Genomic DNA, 18,492 nt, shown 5'->3' with positions numbered 1-18,492 from the left:
GCGCGACGACCATGGGACCACACGGAGGCCGGCGCGGGTTCGGCGGCGGCGAGGGCGGCCGGATGCGCCGCGGCATGGTGCCCGACCTGGTGCTCACCGCGCTTCTCGACGGCCCCGCCCACGGTTACGAGCTGATGGACCGGCTGGAACGCTTCAGTGGCGGCAGTTGGCGGCCCAGCCCCGGCTCGATCTACCCGCTGTTGCAGATGTTCCAGGACACCGGGCTGGTCAGCAGCAGCGAGACCGACGGCCGCAAGGTCTTCGACCTGACCGGCGACGGCCGGGACCGGGCGGCGGAGCGGCGGGTCGACGCGTTCGGGGCCGGCTTCCCGAGCGATCCGCGGGAGCACTCCCAGCTGCGGACCGAGATGCATCAGTTGCGGGCCGCCGCCCAGCAGGTGTCCGCCATCGCCTCCCCGGAGGCCGTCGACCAGGCCGTCGCCATCGTGAAGAATGCCCGCCAGGCCCTCTATCGCCTGCTGGCCGAGCAGTGAGTCGATCGTGGACGTCGTCGTGGTGGGCGCCGGGGTCGCCGGGCTGTCCTGCGCGCGGGCGCTGACCGACGGCGGCGCCCGGGTCCGTGTCGTCGAGCGGAGCCGCCTGGCCGGCGGCCGGCTGGCCAGTAGGCGCTACGACGACCGGTTCGTGGACATCGGCGCCGCCTATCTGGTCGCCGACGACCCGGACTTCACCGCGCAGGTCGGCTCGTGGCGGACCCGTGGCCTCGCCCGTCCGTGGACCGACACGCTCAGCGTCTACCCCAGCGGGGAGCGGACCACCGGCCCGGTGCGGTGGGCGGCGCCCGGCGGACTCCGCTCGCTCGCCACCGACCTGGCCGCCGGCCTCGACGTGCGGTTGTCGACCGGTCTGGACACGATCCCGGCGGACGCGGACGCCGTCGTACTGGCCATGCCCGGCCCGCAGGCGCTGCGCCTGGCGCCGCCACCGGCGATCGCCGGCGCCGCGCGGGCACAGATCTGGAAGCCGGTGATCGCGGCCGTCCTCACCTACCCGGCCCGGGAGTGGGGCGACCTGCGTGGCGCTTTCGTCAACGACCACCCGTTGCTCGCCACCGTCTGCGACGACGGCGACCGGCGTGGCGACGGTGCGCCCGTCCTGGTGGCACACTCGACGGCCGCGCTGGCCACCCGGTACCAGGATGATCCGGACATCGCGGGCCCGGTCCTCGCCGGCGCGGTCGGCGAGTTGCTCGGCCTCTCCGCCCGGCCCTCGGTGCGCGTACACCGATGGCCCTACGCCCAGCCGGAGGCCGTCAACGCCCCGTACGCCGTCGACGGCCGCGTCTGGCTCTGCGGCGACGCCTTCGGCCGCCCCCGGGTCCAGACCGCCTGGCTCTCCGGCCGCGCCGTGGCCCGCGCCCTCCTCGCCTGACCGGTCCCCGCCCGCGGAGCCGCTTCGGTGGCCGGGCCGCGCGTTTCGCTTCCCGCTTCTTTTTCCGGTACGGGTGAGCCCGCCACGTTCCTTTCAGGACCGTTCCGCCCCGCCCCGCGAGCGTCTGCCCACGCACGCCTCTGCCGCGCCCACCGGGCTGAGTCCCTGCCGCTCCGCTGCGCGAAGCGGCCCTAATCGGGAGGAAGTAGGTCTACTTTCGAGTTAGATCGGTGGCCGGGCAGGCCGTCCCGGCCGGTGCGCGCCGCGCCTGCCGCCGGTCACCGGGTGCGTTCCGGTCGATCCCTGTCACCTGCTCGCCGTCGACAGTGGTGTGCGTTCAGGCGAGCTGTCCGCTGCCGTCCGCGGCAGGCGACCGAGGAGCGGGGTGCGTCATCCGTTTCTTCTCAGCAGGCGCCTGATGTGCCGGGCCGCCGACCGGATCGGGTTGCGGCGGGGCCGATGTGGCAGCACCGGGGCGTGGGGCAGCGCCGAGCCGACGTCGCGCCGCGCGATCTGAGTGCTGAGCACTACCGCTGACATGTCCATGGAGCCTCCTCCTCGATCCCGTTACCGTTCACGTTAACGGTAACGGGATCGAACGGCATCCACATTCCGTGGGCGGTGACGGCGGGATACGATGCGGTCACCGTGGAAAAGGACAGCCGGGGCGGTTCGCCCGAGACCAGCCGACGAGTGACCCTGCGTGACGTCGCCCGGGTCGCCGGCGTGTCACACCAGACCGTGTCCCGGGCGATCAACGACAAGGGTGAGATCGACCCCGAGACCCGCCGCCGGGTGCTCGAGGTGGTCCAGCGGTTGCGGTACCGGCCGTCGCGTCACGCCCGTGGGCTGGTCCGGCCGGACACGACCACCATCGGGCTGATCGTCGCCGATGTGGTGAATCCGTTCTTCCCCGAGCTGATCGCCGGGGTGATCAGCGCCGCCGAGCAACGCGGCTGGAAGGTGCTGATCAGCACGACGCAGGACGACCCGGGCCGCGAGCCGGAGCTGCTGCGCTCGCTCGCCGGTCAGGTCGACGCCCTGATCGGCTACCTGTTCCAGCCGGCGGACGTGATCGCCGGCGCGGTGGAGGGCCTGCCGCTGGTGGTCATCAACCGGCCCGACCGGCATCCGGCGTTCAGCGCCGTCGAGGTGGACGTCCGCGACGGGGTGGAGGCGGCCGTGGAGCACCTGATCGCCCGGGGGCACCGCCGGATCGGCATGATCGACTGCCCGGCTGCCAGTGACCCGGCCCGGCGGGACGTCCTCCTGGCCGCGGCCGCCGCGCACGGCGCCCCCATCGCCGCGGACGCGATCGTCGAGGTCGAGCAGTCCCAGGCCGGCGGGGAGGCCGGTCTCGCCCGGCTGCGCGAGATCCGCCCCGACGTCACCGCGGTGATGGCCTTCAACGACATGGTCGCGATGGGCGCACACCGCACCGCGCGCCGCCTCGGCCTGACCATGCCCGGCGACATCGCGCTGATCGGCTTCGACGGCCTCGGCTTCGGCGAACTGCTCGAACCGCCGCTGACCACGGTCGGCATCGACAAGCGGGGGTTGGGCGAACTGGCCGTGGCCCAGGCCGAACGACTCCTCGCCGGCGAGACCCCACCCGTCGTGGTGGCCCCGACCCGGCTGCTGATCCGCGGCTCGGCCTGAGCCGCTCCGGAGAGCGCGGCCCGGCTCGAGCGCGGCCCGGCTCGAGCGCGGCCCAGCTTGACTGCGGCCCGGCTCGAGCGCCGCGCTGGGGCCGGACGTGCGTTCGGTCGTGGTGTCGCCGGATGCCGCGGAGGCTGATCGGGTGCGCGCGGTCCGGTTGGGGTCGTAACGGTCTGGTCATCGTCGTGTGTCGATGGTATGAACTCTGGGGGCGCTGTGGGAGCGCTCCCAGAGTGAGGAGGCGTTACATGCGTGAACATCGGCGCCGCTGGGCAACCGGCATCGTGACGGCTGTCGCGGCCGCCATGACGGCACTCGGCGCGACGGCCGGCCCCGCCGCGGCGGACGTCGCCGGGAACGCGGAAGTCGCCACCGGCTACTCGCACACCTGCGCCATCCCGGCCGGCGGCAGCCTGTGGTGCTGGGGTGGCAACGGGCGCGGCCAGCTCGGCGACGGCACCACCACGGCCCGCACCACCCCGGGGCGCGTCGGCACCGCCACCGACTGGACCGCCATCGACGCCGGGCCCTCGTTCAACTGCGGCCTGCGCGCCGACGGCGGCCTGTGGTGCTGGGGCAACAACCTGCGCGGCCAGCTCGGCGACGGCACCACCACCAACCGCGCCACCCCGGTACGGGTCGGCACCGCCGCCTGGAGCACCGTGAGCGCCGGCGACAGCCACACGTGCGGCGTCCGGACCGACGGCACCCTCTGGTGCTGGGGCTTCAACCGGCTCGGCCAGCTCGGCACCGGGAGCAACTACTACGAGACCGCCCCGGTGCAGGTCGGCACCGCCACCACCTGGGCGACCGTCACCACCGGGTACGGCCACAGCTGCGCCACCCGCACCGACGGCAGCCTGTGGTGCTGGGGCGACGGCACGACCGGCCAGCTCGGCATCGGCGTCCTCAGCTACCGCACCACCCCGGAGCGGGTCGGCACCGAAACCGGCTGGAACGGGGTGACCGCAGGGTACGGCTTCACCTGCGGGACGCGTACCGACGGGACGCTGTGGTGCTGGGGCGAGAACGGGTACGGCCAGCTCGGCAACACCGGCAGCTACCAGACCACGCCCACCCGGGTCGGCACCGGCACCACCTGGGCACGGGTCGCCGCCGGTGACAGCTCCGCCTGCGCGGCGCGGACCGACGGCAGCCTGTGGTGCTGGGGCAACAACGCGAACGGCCAGCTGGGCGACGGCACCACCACGCACCGGTCCGCGCCCGTCCGGGTCGGCACCGCCACCACCTGGAGCAGCGACGTCGCCGTCAACTACCACGGGTGCGGGATGCGTACCGATGACAGCCTGTGGTGCTGGGGCGGCAACGGCTCCGGTCAGCTCGGCGACGGCACCACCACGCCGCGGACCAGTCCGGCGCTCGTGACGCTGTAGGTCAGCGCAACCGGGAGCGGAACTCGGCGAGTGTCAGCACCGCCGCGTTCCGCTCCTCCACCGGGAAGACCGCGATGTCGGCGTCGTCCTCCTCCAGCTGCGGCAGCCATTCGCGCAGGAACACGTCGGCCGGGATGCGGATGGCGTGCTCGCCGTCGACCTCGCCCTCGTTCTCCAGCCGGGCGACCGTCGCGTACGGCCAGATCGGCAGCAGGTTGCGCCGCCGGGCGTCCTCGGTGAACAGGACGTCGCCCTCGTCGCCCCACACCCAGAGGGCGCCCCGGTCCGCGATGGCCTCGAACGTCCGGGCCACCCGGGCCGTCTCGTCCAGCTCGCGCAACTGCTCCGCCTCACGGCGGGGAATGTCATCCGATGTCACCTGGCGATGCTATGGCACCCGCCGAGCGCGCCCACCAGTTGGGCCGCGGTCTTCGCGTGTTTCGCGTAGGCCTCCGGGAACGCCGACACCTGCACCGCCTGGGCCGCCTCGGTGAGCCGCATCCTCTGCCAGCCGTCGACGGTGAGCAGGCGGTCGTAGAACTTCCCGGTCTGGTACGCCGGATCGGTGAGCTGCCGCGGCGTGCCCCACCCCTGGCTGGGCCGCTGCTGGAACAGGCCGATCGAGTCCCGGTCGCCGCCCGGCAGATTGCGCAGCCGGGACTCCTGCAACGCGGTCGCCACCGCGATGACCAGCGCCTCCTCCGGCACCCGCCGCTCGTTGCCGATGGTGACGATGAGGCGCGCGTTGGCGAGCTGCTCGTCGGTCCAGTGGCCGAGCGCCGACGGCGTGGGGGAGGGGGCGCAGTTCTCGTCGGCGCGCACCAGCGGGCTGATCAGAAAGGCGGCGATCACGGCGACCACGGTCACGAACAACATGCGCACGACGGGGAACGCTATCGAAGACGATCGTGGCCGTCACCGCCGGAGCACGAAATCCTCGTACGCCGCCAGCAGCAGGCCGTGGAAATGGTGCACGCCGTGCTCGGAGAGACCGGGCGCCGCCGGGTCGGACACGATCCGCCCCTGATCGAAAGCGGGCGTCGCCATGCCGCGCTGGACGCTCTCCACGATCGCGATGTCCTGCTGCTGGAGCACCTCGTCGATGTAGCGGACCGCCTCGACCTCGGCCCCGTCCAGCTCGGGCGTCTCGAAGTAGAAGTCCCACGTCTCGAGCGTCCGGTCCGGCCCGGCCGGAATCACCTGCAACACCATGAAGTTGCCACGCCCCGGATACCGCAGCAGGCAGGTGTTCGGCCACAGCCACCACACCGCGTGCTGGGTCACCGAGGCGCCGGACACGTCGTACGCCGGATTGTCCTCCCGTCCCGCCTCGGCGAAATGGCTGGACCAGATCCCGTGCGTGCGCACCTCGTAGGTGTCCATGTCGACCAGCGCCACGAACTCGCGATGCGCGACATGACAGTGGTAGCACTCCAGGAAGTTGTCGATGACGTTCTTCCAGTTCGACCGGATGTCGTAGGTGAGCCGCCTCGCGAACGTCAGCGACGCGACGTCCGGCGCCCACCGGGCGATCTCGGCGGCCAGGTCCGGCGCCTGCTCGGCCAGCGGCGCGGCGGCCGGATCCAGGTTGACGTACACGAAACCGCCGAACTCCTCGGCCCGGATCCGGTCCAGGCGGATCCCGCCGGGATCGAAATCCCGCATCCGGTCGGTCTTGCGGGCCCGGCGCAGGCCGCCGTCGAGGTCATAGACCCAGGCATGGTACGGGCAGACGATGCTCTTCGTGACGCCCGAGCCGGACAGCAGCTCGTGGGCCCGGTGCTTGCACACGTTGTAGAAGGCGCGCAGAGCGCCGCCGGAGTCGCGGACCACGGCGACCGGCATCCCGGCCACCGTGGCCGCCACGTAGCTGCCCGGCGCCCGCAGCTTCTCCACGTGACAGACCCACTGCCAGGTGCGGGCGAAAACGGCCCGTTGTTCGAGATCCAGCCACTTCGGGTCGAGGTACGCCTCCGCCCGCAGCGACATGGACAGTCCTGGATCGGCGTCGTACCCGGATCCGATGTCCTTGACGTCCCACCCATCGATATTGGTCATGATCCGAACGTTAGGGCCGCCCGGTGCCGCCGCTCAAGAGGCGTCTGATTTGCTGATCACCATGCGCAGCACCGCCGAGTTCGACGCCTTCGGGCCCTGGATCGACGAGGTCACCGACGTCGACGGCCTGCCCCGCCTCTACCGGGACTCCGGCCTCGATCCGCGAGCCCACCGACTGGTCCTGAAAGTGCCGCGCGACATCGAGCGCCGCAACGCCAACCCCCACATGCACCTGTACGACTACGTGATCGCGGTCGGCGACGAGATCCTCACCGTTCTCATCCGGCACGAGGACACCTACGGCACCGCCCGCATCCCGTTCGACCGGATCGCCGCCATCCGGGACGGTGTGCGCCTGCTCAACGGCCAGTTGACGATCCACACGCTCGATGGGCCGGCGCTGACCATCCCGTACAACGGCTCGGCCGGCGCCCCGGTCCGCGACCTGATCCGGGTGCTCCGCGAGGTGTACCTGCCGGCCGCGCCGCCCGGGCCGGCCGACCCCTACCGCGTCGATCCGCACGTCGGCCCGGAGGACATCGGACTGCTCACCGACTACCGGCGGCTGATCGACCGGGAACCGGGGATGCGGCTGCTCAACGTCTCCTACCGGCAGCACCTGCGCCACCGGATGCGGCTGGTGGCCATGCCCGCCTCGATCATCGTCGGCGACGACCGCGAGTGGCAGATCATCCACCGCCGGGACTGGTTCACCGGCCCCGGCGACGACTTCTCGCTGGCCCGCACCGTCCTGCCGCGGGCCCGGATCGGCAACCTCTGGGCCCGCCCGCACGAGCGCTACCAGCACGTGCACGTCATCACGGTCGAGTCCGGCGCCACCACCCTCGAGATCCCGGTCGTGCCCGGCCCGTTCAGCGAGGCCCTCTCCCCCTCGGCGAGGTGACCATGTGAGGGGTCACCGGCCGGCCTGATCGCACGGCACCCCTGACCGCGCATTCGTCGTCAGGCTGAGGGTAGGGGCCCCAGTAGACTGCTGCCGGTCGAAGGTTTCATTCAGTGGAGGGCCCGTCGGTGTACCTGCGTCGCCTGCGCATCAATGGAGTGCGAGGATTCCACGGGACCCGAGCCGTCGATCTCCGTTTCGGGCGGGATCAGGAAAACGGCGACGTGCACGACCGTTATCGGGGGTTCTATGTCGTCGCCGGCCGTAACGGCTCCGGGAAGTCGACGCTTCTCCGTGCCGCCGCGACCGCGCTCGCCGGTCCGGAGGTGGCCAACAGCCTGACGGAGGGTGACCGGGACTGGGTCAGCCACGGGCGGGCCGTGGCAACGGTCAACGCGGAAGTCGTCCGGGACTTCGGAGAGATCAACCTGGGAACGGGGTGGTCGGGTGACGCCTTCCCGGCCGCATTGAGATGGGAACAGACCGAGGGCGCGCGAGCACGACCCCAAGCCGACGTGCGAGGTGTCCCGGGAGCAGTGATGGCCGAGCGGGCGCTCTGGTCGCCGAAGCCGACCGGTTGGTTCGCCGCGGGTTACGGCCCGTTCCGCCGGTTGGCCGGAACGAGTGGCGAGGTCGCACGACTGATGGCCGGCGACTGGACCGCGGCGCGGTTCGCGACCCTGTTCCGTGAAGAGGCCTCCCTCGCCGAGACCGTCCAGTGGCTCCAGCAGGTCAACTATCGTGCCCGGTCCAACCGCGTCGGCTACGCCGAGCTGGAGGAACGTGTCATCGGGCTGCTTAACGACGGCTTGTTCCCCGACGGGTACGCGGTGGACCGAGTGGATCCCGACGGACTGTGGATCACCAGAGAGCCCGGCTTCCCGATCCGCATCGAAGAGATGAGCGACGGCTACCGCACCGTCACCGCATTGGTGACCGACATCGTGCGCCAGATCAACGAATGCTTCGGTGGCAGGATCGCATGGGCGCCCGATCGGAGCCCGGCCATCCATACCTCCGGCGTGGTGCTCATCGATGAGATCGACGTGCACCTCCACGTTTCCTGGCAGAAGCGGATCGCGCCCTGGCTGCTGAAGCACTTTCCCTACATCCAGTTCATCGTCACGAGCCACAGCCCGTACATCTGTCAGAGCGCCTCACCCGGCGGTCTGATCCAGCTTCCCGGGCCGGAGGACGACTTCCCGCCGCAGGTCGCGGATGAGGGACTCTTCCGCCGGGTCGTGAACGGAAGCGGAGACGACGCGGTTCTCACCGAGCTCTTCGGGCTGGACTCGCCCTACTCCGAACGCGTCGACGAGCTGAGGGCCGTGCTGACCCGCCTGGAACGGCTCGCCATCCGCGGTCAGGCACACCCCGAGGATCTCGCTGAGCTGGTGCGACTGTCCGAGGCGATTGCGCCGTCTCCCGGTAGCCGGGTGCGCGACGTGCTCGGGGACGATTCTTGATCCCGATCCAGCGCCGCCCGCTTCCCGCGCGGCTCTCCACAGGACTGGCCAGCGAGACCGCAAAGATCGTCAGCAGTGCCAACCCTCAACAGACCGCACGTACGAATTGGAGCGCCGCCACCACCACCCGCCGGAGGCTCAGGACCGAGCTGCTCACGATGTGCGCACGACCGTCGTTCTGCATGTACTGCTACGAGAGCCGCGGTACGGATGTCGACCACTTCGTGCCGATCGCCCACGACCCGCCGCGAACCTTCGTATGGGCCAATCACATCCTCGCCTGTGGCTACTGCAACCAGCAGGCGAAGAGGGAGAGATTCCCGGTCGGGCCGGCCGGGCAGCCGCTTCTGCTGGACCCGAGCGTAGAGGACTCCGCCGATCACATGACGCTAGCCAGCACCGGCCACTTCATCGACCTCACCCCGCAGGGGCGGGAGACGATTGACGTACTCGGGCTCAATGCCCGCAGTGAGTTGGTGGAGGCGCGATACCGGTCGTGGCGTGGTGTGGTGCGCGTCTTCGCGCAGGCGGCCCTGGAGAAGCGCGCGATCGGTGCCGAGGACGTGGAGGATCTGCGTTTCCTGCCGGTGGTCGACGCATTCCACCACTTCGTGCATGACGTCGCCGCGGGCCGCCTCGGGAGCAAGGCCGTGGCACCGGAGGTGCCCCGGTGCGCACGGCGTAACCTGCCGACCCTCGCATCGATCTTCCCTGGTTGCGTCCTGTAGCAGCACCGGACGTTTCCGGCGAAAATCGGGTCGGCCGGACTGCGCCGGGGGAGACTGGGGACATCACTCGTCGCGGCGCGACCGGGCGGGCGTCCGTGCTCCAGCGGAGATCTCGCTACGGACGGTGATCCTCATGGTCATGCAGGGCAGGAAACGAACCGGGAAGAGGCATGACGAGGGCTTCCTGTCGTCGGTGGTGAGTTCCACCGCGGACGCCATCATCGGCTGCGACACGCAGGGGCGGATCACCGCCTGGAATCCGGCGGCCGAGCGGATCTACGGCTACCGCTGCGACGAGGTGCGACGCCGGCCGGTGACGATGATGTACCCGGCCGACGTCGCCGAGCGTGACTGGCAGATCTTCCAGAAGGCCCTCCGGGGCACCCCCACGGCGCAGTTGCGGACCGTGCGGCTGCGCAAGGACGGCACGCGCGTACCGGTCCGGATGTCGTTCGCGCCGATGGAGGGCACCGACGGATCGGTGCGCGGCGTGGTCAGCGTCGCTCACGAGCTGACCGACGAGATCCGGTCGGAGGCCCGGATGACGGCGCTGCTGGAGGCCACCCCGGACGCGATCGTCGGCATCGACCGTGAGGGGCGGATCGTATTCGCCAACCGGTCCTGCGAACGGCTGCTGGGTTACCGGCCGGAGGAGTTGACCGGCCGGCAGGCGCGGACGCTCTTCGCCGAGGAGGCCCGCACCGACATGATCGAGCTGCATGCGCGCCTGCTGGCCGATCCCCGGCTGCGCGACCGCACCCGGACGCTGGCGACCCGGCTGCGGCGCCGGGACGGGACCGTGCTGCCCGGCGAGACGACGTTGAGCTGGCACGAGGAACCCGACGAGCCGGTGCTCATCGCGGCGACCCGCGACCTGACCGAGCAACACCGGGCCGAGGAGAAGCTGCGGGCGCTGCTCGAGGCGGTGCCGGAGGCGATCACCGGGGTCTCGCCCGACGGCCGGATCGTGATGGTCAATCAGGGCACCGAACGGCTGCTCGGCTACTCGCGGGAGGAGTTGCTGGACGAGTCCTACGACCGGTTCCTGCCCGGGTACGAGCGGGAGCGCGTCGCCCGGATGGTGTCCGCGCTGTTCGAGTCCGCGCTGCCGTCGGCCGTGATCTACGTCGATATCGTCCGCGCCGACGGGACCCTGGTGCCCACCGAGAGCACGGTGACCCGGTTCGACAGCGCCGGCGAGCACATGCTGCTGGTCGCCGGACGCGACATCACCGAGCGGGTGGCGGCCGAACACGAACGGGCCCGCCTCGCCGAACAGGTGCAGCGGCAGCGGACGCAGCGGCTGGAGGCTCTCGGACAGCTGGCCGGCGGTGTCGCCCACGACTTCAACAATCTGCTCGCCGTCATCTCCAACTACACCGACCTGCTCGGGGACGAGGTCGCCGACCTGGCCCGGACCGACCCGGGACAGTGGCAGCCGTTCGCCGACGACCTCGACCGGATCCGGAAGGCCGCCGAGCGGGGCGCCGGGCTCACCCAGCGGCTGCTCACCTTCAGCCGGCGGGACCTCAACCGGCCGAGGGTGCTGGAACCGGGCGCCGTCCTGGACCGGCTGCTGCCGTCGCTGCGCACCGCGGTCGGTACGGGCCACGAGCTGCGGCTGACCGCAGTACCGGGGTTGTGGCCGGTCCTGCTCGATCCCGGACAGCTCGACCAGCTGCTGGTCAACCTGGTGGTCAACGCCCGGGACGCGATGCCCGGCGGGGGCCCGGTGGGCATCGCCGCCGACAACCTCCAATTCGACGGCGACGACCCCGGCTATCAGCCGCCACCCGAGACCGGGCGCCGCTACCTGCGCCTGCGGGTCACCGACACCGGCGTCGGCATGTCCGCCGACGTGGCGGCGCGCGCCTTCGAGCCGTTCTTCACCACCAAGGACAAGAGCCCGGGTACGGGGCTCGGGCTGGCCGCCGTCTACGGGATCGTCGGCCAGGCCGGCGGCTGCCTGGCCGTCACGTCGAGTCCCGGCGAGGGCACCACCATGACGGTCCTGCTGCCGGCCACCGACGAGGCGTACACCGACCCGGAGGAGGAGATCGTCCCGGACGAGGGCGGCCCGGATGCCGGCGAGCCGGGGCGGCACCACGTCATCCTGCTCGCCGACGACGAGGAGGGCGTCCGCGAGTCCACCGCCCGGGCACTCACCCGCCACGGCTACCGCGTCCTGACCGCCCCCGACGGCCCGGCCGCCCTGACCCTGGCGCACCGGCACCGCGACGAGATCGACGTGCTGCTCACCGACGTGATGATGCCGAGGATGCACGGCGGCGAGCTGGCCCAGCGGGTGGTCGAGCTGATCCCGGACATCCGGGTGATCTACATGTCCGGGTACGCCGAACCGCTGCTCGACGTCGCGCCCGCCGGCTCCGCGGCCACCCCGTTGCTGGAGAAGCCGTTCGCCATCACCGAGCTGCTGCGCACCCTGCGTGGCGGCCCGATTCGCTCCGGGGGCAGGGGAGACGGTATGCACGTCACGTGACAGACGGATCTTCGATCGGGCGCGCCGGGCAGCGGATGGCCGTCGCCACCCTCGCCTCGCGGGTCGCCGGGTTCCTGCGGATCCTGGTGCTCGCCGCCGCGCTGGGGCTGGGCGGCCGGTTGCTCGACACGTACAACCTGGCCAACACCGTGCCGAACGCCGTCTACGAGCTGATCGTCGGCGGCACCATGGCCAGCATCGTGGTGCCGCTGCTCACCCGGGCGGCGCTGCGCGAACCCGACGGCGGAGTGCTCTACGCGCAGCGGCTGCTGTCGCTGATCGTCTACGTGCTCGGCGCGGTCACCGTCCTGGCCGTGCTCGCCGCGCCGCTGCTGATCGACCTGTACGCCCCCGGCTTCACCCGCGACCAGCGGGACCTGGCCATCGTGTTCAGCCGGTTCTTCCTCCCGCAGATCCTCTTCTACGGTGTCAGCGCGACCACCGGAGCCATCCTCAACATCCGCGGCCGGTTCGCCACCGGAGCGTGGGCGCCCCTGGTGAACAGCGTCATCGTCATCGCGGTGGGGCTCGTCTACCTGGCGATCGGCGGCGCCACCGGCACCGACCCGAGCACCGGGGAGCTGCTGCTGCTCGCGGTCGGCACGACGGCCGGAGTGTTCGCGCAGGCGCTGCTCGTGGTGTGGGCGCTGCGCCGCAGCGGCTTCCCGATCCGGCTGCACCTGGACCCGCGCGGCATCGCGATCCGGCGGATCGGCAGGCTCGGCGTGTGGGTGCTGGTGGCGGTCGTCGCCTCGCAGACGCTCACCGCGGCGGCCACCCGGGCCGCGTCCTGGGGCGGGGCGGGCGGCATCACCGCCTTCCAGAACGCGAGCGCCGTCTACCTCGTGCCGTTCGCGGTCATCGCGGTGTCGGTGATGACCGCCATGCTGCCCCGGCTCAGCGAGTACGCGGCCCGCGGCGAACACCAGCGGGTCACCGTCGGGCTGTCCCGGGCGGTGCGCACCGCCCTGGTGGTGATGGCGCCGATCGCGGCCGCCTTCGTGCTGCTCGGCCCGACCGTCGCGGTGGTGCTGTTCGACCACGGCAACAGCGATCCGGCCACGGTCCGGGTGCTCGGCCTGGTCCTGACCGCGTTCGGGCTCACCCTGGTGCCGTTCACCAGCTACATGATCCTCCAGCGCGGCCTGTACGCCCTCCAGGACACCCGGACATCGGCGCTGATCACGGTGCTGGTCGCCGCGGTCGGGGTGGCCGGATGCGCCGTCGCCGGGGCACTGCTGCCGAAGCGGGACATCGTCATCGGCATCCCGGTGGCGTACGCGGTCGCCTACCTGGCCGGGCTCACCGTGACCGCCCTCGTGCTGCGCCGGCGGCTCGGCCACATCGACGGCCGGCGCCTCGTCCGTACCCATCTGCGGGTCTTCGTGGCGACCGCGGCCGGCGCGGGATGCGCCGGCCTGGTCGTCTGGGTCACCGGCCCGGCCTCCTGGACGGGCGCCCTGTTCACCCTGCTGGGCGCGGTGGCCGCGGGCGGCGCCGGCTACCTGCTCGCCGGGCGGCTGATGCGCCTCGCCGAGCTGCGGCACCTGCTGAACACCGCGCTGCCAGGCCTGCGGACCTGGTGACCTACTTCGTCGTCGGCGCCGCGTCGGTGGTGCTCCGCTTCAGCACGACGCTGTAGCCGACGAGGTCGCCGGGCCGCAGCCGCGACCTGCCGGAGGAATCGGGTCAGGCGGTGGCCAGGGCGGCGGCACGCGGACGGCGGGCCGTGGCCAGGACGAAGCACACCACCAGCGAGCAGAGCAGGCCGGTGACCGAGCACACCACCACGGCCGGCTGACCGAGCGCGGCCGCGTAGACGGCCCAGCTCAGGTTCGAGGCCGCCCCCAGCACCCAGCGCGACCCGGAGACACCGGACAGGTCCTGACCGCGGTCGCGCAGCAGGGCCAGTGGCTGCGGAACGTTGGCCAGCAGCACGGCGCCGGTCAGCACCACACCGAGCGCCGAACTCAGCGCCCGGGGGTCGGCGCCCGGCAGGTTCGACAGACCCGCGGTCGCGGCGGTGGCGAGCAGCAGCGCCACGGCGCCGGAGGCCGCGCCCAGGCCGGCCCGGCGGGTCCGCAGCTCCGGCCGGGCGGCCAGCAGCGCGACCAGGACCGCGATCCCGGCGCCCGTGCCCACCGCGTTGGTGGCGATCTGCACCGGGTCGCCGATCAGCAGGCCGTACTCGATCCAGCCCGCCGGCAGCGCCACGCCCAGCCAGATGGCGGTCGGCGACAGGCCCGCGGTACGGCGCCGCACACACGACGTCCAGATCTGCGGCCACATCAGCGAGATGGTCAGAGCCGCGGCGGACCAGCCGAGAACAGCGGTGAGCAAAATTCGAACTCCCATCGGGACGAGGCACAAACGCTTGACTGATCGCCCCGCCCGGATGGCCACTGAGCCGGAGAACCGATCGGCCACCGAGGTGAACCGGATGGCAACTTTCCCCGCCGGTATAGGGTCGGACATCGATGAGGGAGGCACCGCGGGTGTGGAGTGAGCGGAGCAGGCCGGCCTGGCGTGCCGCCGTGCTGCCGCTCGTGCTGGCTCTCGGGGTCGCCTGGACGGTGCTGCTCGGCGCCGCCGCCGTCGGCCGCGCCGAGCCGCCCGCCGCCTTCGACACGCCCCGGTCGGTCGTGGCCGTGGCGATCGCGCCGCCGTCGGCCGCACCGGTCCTGCCGGAAGCCCGGCTGATCGAAAGACCCGCGCCCGGCGCCCTGTTGCTGCTGGTCGCCGCGATCGCGGGGTTGCTCCTCGGCGCCCGGCGGCGGATCACCTGGCCGACCGCGGCCGGTTCCGGCGCCGCCGTCACCCCGGCGGCCCTGTTCGAAGCGAGGAGAGGGCGAGCTCCGCTACGCCGCGAGGCCAGCGACCTCGAATGAGCAGCGGCCCGGACACCCCCATCAAATGGGGCCGGGCCGTTCTCGCGTGTTTACGTGGATCTCAGCGGCGTGTACGGGCAGTCATCGGACGTTTCGCGTAGCAGGGTGTGGTCACTCACAGCCACCCGTGGGGCCGCGCCGGCTACCGTCCCGTCAGATGTCGAACTCTCCGGCCTTCGCTCCGCCGATGAACGCTTCCCACTCCGCCAAGGTGTAGACGTGCGCGGGCTTGGTCCGGTCCTTGGTGTCGCGGACTTCGATGGTGTCGTCTACGCGCCGGACCTCGACGCACGCGCCGTTGTCTCCGCTTCGTGTGCTCTTGCGCCAGGTCTGGTCGAGCATCACAACTCCTATTGCTGGTGGTCCGTGCCGCGGATCTGCTTGATCATCTCAAGCGATGCGCTGGGCGACAACGCTGATGCCCGCAGCTCGTTCAACACCGTCAGGCAACGTTGCACCTCGTCACCCTCAGCGTAGAGGTCGCCGGTCAAGCCCTCGATATAGACCACGTTCGGTCCGGCGGGCAAGTTGAGGATGGCGAAGCTCGACAGCATCGAGGCGTAGGCGCCCTCTTTGAATGGGATCACCTGGATGGTGACGTTCCGGAGCTTGGCCAACTCCAGCATCGCCGTGAGCTGTTCGCGCATGACCTCGGCTCCGCCGATCTGCCGGTGGAGAACCGCCTCGTCCATAACCGCGACGAGTCGCAGCCTTCCCTCGGTCACCAGCTTCTGACGCTCCATGCGCACGGTGACGTTCTGCTGTACCGCTTCCGGAGTCGGCTTCCGTGCTCCTGAACGGCGTGGGCACGTACTCGTCGGTGTTTCTGGCCGTGCCGCTCGCGACCGTTTTCGAGTCCCGTAGGACGGCTCGTGACTAGGCTCAGCACAACGACAAAGGGGGTATAACCGTGTTGTCGGACAAAGCACGGCCGATCGTGCAGAACACGCTGCCGGTCGTCGCCGACCATATCGCGGAGATCGCCAACCGGTTCTACGCGCACATGTTCGCCGAGCACCCGGAGTTCCAGGACGGGATGTTCAACCGCGGCAACCAGGCGGAGGGCTCGCAGCCGAAGGCGCTGGCCGGGTCGGTCGCCGTCTTCGCCACCAGGCTGCTGTCGCATCCGCCGCGGATCCCGGAGCGGCTGCTCACCCGGATCGCGCACAAGCACGCCTCGCTCGGCATCCGGCCCGACCAGTACGACATCGTCCGTGAGCACCTCATGTGGGCCATCGGCGACGTGCTCGGCGACGCCGTCACACCGGACGTCGCGGCCGCCTGGGACGAGGTGTACTGGCTGATGGCGTACGCGCTGATCCACCAGGAACGCGGCCTCTACAGCGCCCGCGGCGTCACCCCGGACCGGGTGTGGCGGCAGTGGCGGGTCGCCGCCAAGGAGTGGGAGACCGACGACGTGGTGTCCTTCGTGATGCGGCGCGTCGACGACCGGCCGGTCAAGACGTCCCTGCCGGGCCAGTACGTCACCCTCCTCGCGACGATGCCGGACGGCGTACGCCAGCCCCGGCAGTACAGCCTGACCCGCGCCGACGACGGCGAGCACCGCTACTTCGCGGTGAAACGGGTGCACGGCGGCGGCAGACCCGACGGTGAGGTCTCCAACCTGCTGCACGACTCGGTCAAGGTCGGCGACGAACTGACCATGAGCGTTCCGTACGGCGACGTGGTCCTCGACGACTCCGGCCGGCCGGTCGTGTTCGCCAGCGCCGGCATCGGGGTGACGCCGATGGCCGGGATGCTGTCCCACCTGGTCGCCGCCGGCTCCCACCTGCACGTCACGATGCTGCACGCCGACGCCGCCGAGTCCACCTTCCCGTTGCGCGCGCAGATCGTCGACGACCTGGCCCGGCTGCCCAAGTCGGCCCTGTACGTCTGGTACGAGCAGGACCAGCGCACCGACCTGCCGGTGACCGGCGTCTTCTCCGGCGCCATGAACCTGGACCAGGCGGACCTGCCCGAGGGCGCCGTCCACTACCTGTGCGGCCCGCTGCCGTTCCTCCAGTCGATCCGCAGCGCGCTGATCGACCGTGGCGTCCCGCCCCGCGACATCCAGTACGAGGTGTTCGGTCCCGACCTGTGGCAGGCCGACGCCGACTGAGGCCGAGGCGGAGGCTGACCGGTTAGGCTGTCCGGAGGTGTGCCGGGAAGTCTGGTCGGCGGGAGATTCACCGACCCTCAATCTGGAGGCCCCGTGCCCGACGACTCCCGTCCGTCCCCGATCGTGTTCAGCCGCGGGTCCTGGGCCGAGACCCGCCGGATCGCGGACGTGCTCCGCAAGGAGACCGTCGGCGGCGTGCTGCTGCTGGCCGGCGCGCTGATCGCCCTGCTCTGGGCGAACTCGCCGTGGTCGGCCTCGTACGAGGCGCTGATCGGGTTCACGGTCGGCCCGCACGCCCTGCACCTCGACCTGACGCTGGCCACCTGGGCGGCCGACGGCCTTCTGGCGATCTTCTTCTTCGTCGCCGGTCTCGAGCTCAAACGCGAGTTCGTGGCCGGCGACCTGCGGGATCCACGCCGGGCGGCGGTGCCGGTCGCCGCGGCCGTCGGCGGGGTGATCGCGCCCGCGATCATCTACCTGGCCGTCAACCGGGGAGGCGCGACCGAGGGCTGGGCCGTCCCGACCGCCACCGACATCGCCTTCGCGCTCGCCGTGCTCGCCGTCGTCGGCCGCAGCCTGCCCGCCGCGATGCGCACCTTCCTGCTCACCCTCGCGGTGGTCGACGACCTGCTCGCCATCATGATCATCGCGGTCTTCTACACCGATGACCTGGCGATCCTGCCGCTGCTCGGCGCGCTGGTGCCGCTCGGGCTGTTCACCTGGCTGGTGCAGCGCCGCGTCCGGAGCTGGTGGCTGCTGCTGCCGCTGGCGTTCGCCGCCTGGGCGCTGGTGCACGCCTCCGGGGTGCACGCCACGGTGGCCGGTGTGCTGCTCGGCTTCGCCGTCCCGGTGCTCCCGGCCGCCGGCGAGCACGGCCTGGCCGAGCATTTCGAGCACCGGTTCCGGCCCATCTCGGCCGGCGTCGCGGTGCCGATCTTCGCGCTCATGTCGGCCGGGGTGGCCGTCGGCGGGCCGGCCGGGCTGCGCTCGGCGCTGTCCGACCCGGCCGCGATCGGCATCATGCTGGGCCTGCTCGCCGGCAAGCCGATCGGCATCCTCGGCGCCACCTGGCTGACCGCCCGGTTCACCCGGGCCCGGATCGACGCGGGCCTGCACTGGATCGACATGGCCGGCCTGGCCGTGCTCGCCGGCATCGGCTTCACCGTCTCGCTGCTGATCGCGGAGCTGGCGTTCGGCGCCGGCAGCGTCCGCGACGGCCACGCCAAGATCGCCGTGCTGGCCGGGTCGCTGGCGGCCGCCCTGGTGGCCGGGGTGCTGCTGCGGGCGCGTAACCGCACCTACCGCCGCGTCCAGGCGGAGGAGAGCGTCGACTCCGACGGCGACGACATCCCGGACGTCTACCAGCACTGAACGACCGGGGCTC

Annotated in this window: 19 protein-coding genes; 12 read left to right on the top strand and 7 right to left on the bottom strand. The window is 71.5% G+C overall.

Features of this window, described 5'->3' with window-relative positions; genetic code table 11:
• Window positions 1-11 precede the first annotated feature (11 nt).
• Window positions 12-494 (top strand): PadR family transcriptional regulator, encoded by a 483-nt coding sequence (locus tag IEZ13_RS26510; protein ID WP_183223844.1) that lies wholly within the window; start codon window positions 12-14, stop codon window positions 492-494.
• Window positions 454-1,392 carry an NAD(P)/FAD-dependent oxidoreductase gene (locus IEZ13_RS26505; protein ID WP_183223842.1) on the top strand — a complete coding sequence of 313 codons (939 nt, stop codon included), beginning with the start codon at window positions 454-456 and terminating at the stop codon, window positions 1,390-1,392. Before IEZ13_RS26510 ends, IEZ13_RS26505 begins: the two co-directional genes overlap by 41 nt.
• 390 nt (window positions 1,393-1,782) lie before the next feature.
• Here IEZ13_RS26505 and IEZ13_RS26500 read toward each other — a convergent pair whose 3' ends face one another.
• Window positions 1,783-1,938, bottom strand: coding sequence for a hypothetical protein (locus IEZ13_RS26500; protein WP_183223840.1), 156 nt, complete (start codon window positions 1,936-1,938; stop codon window positions 1,783-1,785).
• 102 nt (window positions 1,939-2,040) lie between these two features.
• On the opposite strand from IEZ13_RS26500, the gene IEZ13_RS26495 reads away from it, so the two are divergent.
• Entirely contained in the window at window positions 2,041-3,051 is a 1,011-nt protein-coding gene (locus IEZ13_RS26495; protein WP_183223838.1) for a LacI family DNA-binding transcriptional regulator, read from the top strand.
• Between the two features lie 248 nt (window positions 3,052-3,299).
• Window positions 3,300-4,445 (top strand): RCC1 domain-containing protein, encoded by a 1,146-nt coding sequence (locus IEZ13_RS26490; RefSeq protein WP_229795046.1) that lies wholly within the window; start codon window positions 3,300-3,302, stop codon window positions 4,443-4,445.
• A 1-nt stretch (window position 4,446) separates the two neighbouring features.
• Here the strand turns inward: IEZ13_RS26490 and IEZ13_RS26485 are convergent, their stop codons facing one another.
• From IEZ13_RS26485 to IEZ13_RS26475, 3 genes are read right to left on the bottom strand one after another with little or no spacing between them, the layout of a single operon-like run.
• Window positions 4,447-4,824, bottom strand: a complete 378-nt coding sequence (locus tag IEZ13_RS26485) for a DUF2750 domain-containing protein (RefSeq protein WP_183223836.1) — start codon at window positions 4,822-4,824, stop codon at window positions 4,447-4,449.
• A complete protein-coding gene (locus tag IEZ13_RS26480; RefSeq protein ID WP_221245876.1) occupies window positions 4,821-5,321 on the bottom strand; it encodes a peptidase M23 in 501 nt (166 codons plus the stop codon). The genes IEZ13_RS26485 and IEZ13_RS26480 overlap by 4 nt, the downstream gene beginning before the upstream one ends.
• Before the next feature lie 39 nt (window positions 5,322-5,360).
• Entirely contained in the window at window positions 5,361-6,503 is a 1,143-nt protein-coding gene (locus IEZ13_RS26475; protein WP_203834001.1) for an aromatic ring-hydroxylating oxygenase subunit alpha, read from the bottom strand.
• A 61-nt stretch (window positions 6,504-6,564) separates the two neighbouring features.
• Between IEZ13_RS26475 and IEZ13_RS26470 the strand changes: the two genes are divergently transcribed.
• The 5 genes from IEZ13_RS26470 (at window position 6,565) to murJ (ending at window position 13,687) form a co-directional block, all read left to right on the top strand.
• Window positions 6,565-7,407, top strand: a complete 843-nt coding sequence (locus IEZ13_RS26470) for a hypothetical protein (RefSeq protein WP_183223832.1) — start codon at window positions 6,565-6,567, stop codon at window positions 7,405-7,407.
• 113 nt (window positions 7,408-7,520) lie between these two features.
• The gene (locus IEZ13_RS26465) at window positions 7,521-8,873 is read left to right on the top strand and encodes an AAA family ATPase (protein WP_306421544.1); all 1,353 of its coding nucleotides are present in this window, start codon (window positions 7,521-7,523) and stop codon (window positions 8,871-8,873) included.
• Window positions 8,870-9,601, top strand: coding sequence for an HNH endonuclease (locus IEZ13_RS26460; RefSeq protein WP_183223828.1), 732 nt, complete (start codon window positions 8,870-8,872; stop codon window positions 9,599-9,601). The genes IEZ13_RS26465 and IEZ13_RS26460 overlap by 4 nt, the downstream gene beginning before the upstream one ends.
• A gap of 139 nt (window positions 9,602-9,740) precedes the next feature.
• Entirely contained in the window at window positions 9,741-12,101 is a 2,361-nt protein-coding gene (locus IEZ13_RS26455) for a PAS domain-containing hybrid sensor histidine kinase/response regulator (protein ID WP_183223826.1), read from the top strand.
• 35 nt (window positions 12,102-12,136) lie between these two features.
• Window positions 12,137-13,687, top strand: a complete 1,551-nt coding sequence (gene murJ / locus IEZ13_RS26450; protein ID WP_183223994.1) for a murein biosynthesis integral membrane protein MurJ — start codon at window positions 12,137-12,139, stop codon at window positions 13,685-13,687.
• A gap of 103 nt (window positions 13,688-13,790) precedes the next feature.
• On the opposite strand, the gene IEZ13_RS26445 is transcribed toward murJ, so the two are convergent.
• Window positions 13,791-14,456, bottom strand: coding sequence for a SemiSWEET transporter (locus tag IEZ13_RS26445; RefSeq protein WP_183223824.1), 666 nt, complete (start codon window positions 14,454-14,456; stop codon window positions 13,791-13,793).
• 122 nt (window positions 14,457-14,578) lie between these two features.
• Here IEZ13_RS26445 and IEZ13_RS26440 point away from each other — a divergent pair, with 122 nt between their 5' ends.
• Complete coding sequence (locus IEZ13_RS26440) at window positions 14,579-14,989, top strand: hypothetical protein (RefSeq protein WP_183223822.1); 411 nt, start codon at window positions 14,579-14,581, stop codon at window positions 14,987-14,989.
• 153 nt (window positions 14,990-15,142) lie between these two features.
• On the opposite strand, the gene IEZ13_RS26435 is transcribed toward IEZ13_RS26440, so the two are convergent.
• Both IEZ13_RS26435 and IEZ13_RS26430 read right to left on the bottom strand, forming a co-directional pair.
• Window positions 15,143-15,331, bottom strand: coding sequence for a DUF397 domain-containing protein (locus tag IEZ13_RS26435; protein WP_183223820.1), 189 nt, complete (start codon window positions 15,329-15,331; stop codon window positions 15,143-15,145).
• A gap of 8 nt (window positions 15,332-15,339) precedes the next feature.
• Window positions 15,340-15,918, bottom strand: coding sequence for a DUF5753 domain-containing protein (locus IEZ13_RS26430; protein WP_268240143.1), 579 nt, complete (start codon window positions 15,916-15,918; stop codon window positions 15,340-15,342).
• On the opposite strand from IEZ13_RS26430, the gene IEZ13_RS26425 reads away from it, so the two are divergent.
• Window positions 15,900-17,108: a globin domain-containing protein gene (locus IEZ13_RS26425; RefSeq protein ID WP_183223816.1), complete on the top strand. Its 1,209-nt coding sequence runs from the start codon at window positions 15,900-15,902 to the stop codon at window positions 17,106-17,108. The genes IEZ13_RS26430 and IEZ13_RS26425 overlap by 19 nt on opposite strands.
• Window positions 17,109-17,201: 93 nt before the next feature.
• Complete coding sequence (gene nhaA, locus IEZ13_RS26420; RefSeq protein ID WP_183223814.1) at window positions 17,202-18,479, top strand: Na+/H+ antiporter NhaA; 1,278 nt, start codon at window positions 17,202-17,204, stop codon at window positions 18,477-18,479.
• The last annotated feature ends 13 nt before the right edge of the window (window positions 18,480-18,492 follow it).

Origin of the sequence: Actinoplanes campanulatus, from assembly GCF_014647795.1 — a bacterium.
Taxonomy (GTDB): Bacteria; Actinomycetota; Actinomycetes; order Mycobacteriales; family Micromonosporaceae; genus Actinoplanes; species Actinoplanes campanulatus.
Note: the sequence above shows the minus strand (reverse complement) of the source record. Positions and strands in the feature narration are given on the sequence as shown.

Excerpts from the sequence above, each read along its gene's own strand:
- IEZ13_RS26440 (WP_183223822.1), top strand. The coding sequence starts at position 14,579 with ATGAGGGAGGCACCGCGGGTGTGGAGTGAGCGGAGCAGGCCGGCCTGG.
- IEZ13_RS26445 (WP_183223824.1), bottom strand. The coding sequence starts at position 14,456 with ATGGGAGTTCGAATTTTGCTCACCGCTGTTCTCGGCTGGTCCGCCGCG.
- IEZ13_RS26500 (WP_183223840.1), bottom strand. The coding sequence starts at position 1,938 with ATGGACATGTCAGCGGTAGTGCTCAGCACTCAGATCGCGCGGCGCGAC.
- IEZ13_RS26490 (WP_229795046.1), top strand. The coding sequence starts at position 3,300 with ATGCGTGAACATCGGCGCCGCTGGGCAACCGGCATCGTGACGGCTGTC.
- IEZ13_RS26470 (WP_183223832.1), top strand. The coding sequence starts at position 6,565 with ATGCGCAGCACCGCCGAGTTCGACGCCTTCGGGCCCTGGATCGACGAG.
- IEZ13_RS26475 (WP_203834001.1), bottom strand. The coding sequence starts at position 6,503 with ATGACCAATATCGATGGGTGGGACGTCAAGGACATCGGATCCGGGTAC.
- IEZ13_RS26480 (WP_221245876.1), bottom strand. The coding sequence starts at position 5,321 with ATGTTGTTCGTGACCGTGGTCGCCGTGATCGCCGCCTTTCTGATCAGC.
- IEZ13_RS26455 (WP_183223826.1), top strand. The coding sequence starts at position 9,741 with ATGCAGGGCAGGAAACGAACCGGGAAGAGGCATGACGAGGGCTTCCTG.
- murJ (WP_183223994.1), top strand. The coding sequence starts at position 12,137 with ATGGCCGTCGCCACCCTCGCCTCGCGGGTCGCCGGGTTCCTGCGGATC.
- IEZ13_RS26435 (WP_183223820.1), bottom strand. The coding sequence starts at position 15,331 with ATGCTCGACCAGACCTGGCGCAAGAGCACACGAAGCGGAGACAACGGC.
- IEZ13_RS26505 (WP_183223842.1), top strand. The coding sequence starts at position 454 with ATGCCCGCCAGGCCCTCTATCGCCTGCTGGCCGAGCAGTGAGTCGATC.
- IEZ13_RS26510 (WP_183223844.1), top strand. The coding sequence starts at position 12 with ATGGGACCACACGGAGGCCGGCGCGGGTTCGGCGGCGGCGAGGGCGGC.